General features: G+C 42.3%; 1 protein-coding gene. It reads right to left on the bottom strand.

Going from position 1 to position 1,611, the window contains the following annotated elements:
- Nucleotides 1-1,599 (bottom strand): aminotransferase class I/II-fold pyridoxal phosphate-dependent enzyme (locus BM253_RS17060; RefSeq protein WP_262487603.1); only part of this gene is annotated, 1,599 nt, incomplete at its 3' end.
- Nucleotides 1,600-1,611 lie beyond the last annotated feature (12 nt).

The following is a 1,611-nucleotide window of genomic DNA, read 5'->3' as shown; positions in this document are numbered from 1 at the left end:
CACGCTATATTCGAAATTGTTTATGGAGAAGTTATTCGCTTTTACTTCACAATACATCTTATAGCAAACAGTTAGGTCACGTATTGACAACTGATTTGATACTGTCACATCGTAATCATCAGCATACGGAAGTACTTCTGTACGAAAGTGACGTCGGGAACGTTTTGAAAGCTGTTGTCCAAATTCTTCCAAAGTATTCCAATCAAAATCGCAAAAAACAGCAGCGTCCGGCATGTCCGCAACCAAGTAACCGCGGTCTTGTGCCGTATGATATAAAAAATATCTTTTTTTAAAATCTCTCAAAACCAGCTTACCGTAGCCACCTTTTTCAAACTCTCCTTCGATACAGTCGAAAAAAGCTCTTTGAAGAAACCGAAGATCTTTTGAGCCTTTGTTTATGTACATGTGACAACCTTCTGTAAAAGAGGAACCCATACCCATTACCTTTTCCGTGAGAAAGGTTGGATCTTCCAAACGAACCTTTTCTATTCTTTCAGAAACCATTTCATGCGACAGCATATCCTCCTTCCATAAGGAAACAGTGGTATAGGTAAGTGCTTCAACCGAACCGTTGCTGTTCCTAACCAAATAGTATTTGAACTGCATATGGTTCGGATCATCCGAATGCAAACTCGAAAAGTATCCTTGCAGAAACTTTGTGCCAGCGTAGTCAAAAGCTTGATCGTGCAACACCGAATTCCACAAGACTTCGTCTATTTCATCAATCGAACTGTAAACCGCAGAGTGAAATAAATTTGCCTTTTTAGCACGTTCTTCTTTTTTTGGTACGAACTGTCTTTTAAAGGCACGGCCAACTTTTTTGTAGCTGTTGCCTGTAACAACAAGTGCCTTGTCATAATGTTTCTCCAGCAGTCCGGCGAGATAGTCAATATCCTGCAGACTGTTATGGTTACTGACGGTAATTCTTAAGCCGGCATTGTTGACCGGGACTGCGGGAAAAAGTGCAGGGTTTACAAAGCAGGCATCAATCGACAGTTTTCTCATCAGCGTATAAGCCGTATCGGGCATACCTGTCGGAATGAAAAAGACAGGAGTATCGCCTGTTGACATCAATGGTATTCCTGCGTGAACCAGTGCGCTTTGTAGTGCATCAATACGTTTCTGCAGTTTTTCCTGCTTTTCTATAATTTCAGTACTCAGATGGATTTTCGCAGATGCGATTGCAGCAGCCACCGCAGATGGTTCCAACTGTGCTGAAAATGTCAGCGGACCACCGAAATTCCTGATCTTCGACATAAGAAGGTAATCTCCCGATACGACGAATGCACCGCTGGCTCCGAAGGTTTTACTAAGGGTACTCACCAGAACCATACGGTCGGGGATGGCATCCCAGTGACTTTTAATAAATCCGGTGCCGTTGACACCCTTCCAGCTCATACCATGCACGTCATCAACGTATACAAATAGCTTCTTATACCGATGCATCAGTTCCATTATTTTTTCTACTGGTAGGCAGTCACCATACATCGAATAAATTCCATCTGCCATGTACCATACCTTTTCATACCTGTTGTTAAGTGTTTTCAAATAATTTTCCAGTTCATCCATACGGCTGTGCCTTATCATTATTACAGGTATTCCCCGGAGCTT

Origin of the sequence: Paenimyroides ummariense, from assembly GCF_900115115.1 — a bacterium.
Taxonomy (GTDB): domain Bacteria; phylum Bacteroidota; class Bacteroidia; order Flavobacteriales; family Flavobacteriaceae; genus Flavobacterium; species Flavobacterium ummariense.
Note: the sequence above shows the minus strand (reverse complement) of the source record. Positions and strands in the feature narration are given on the sequence as shown.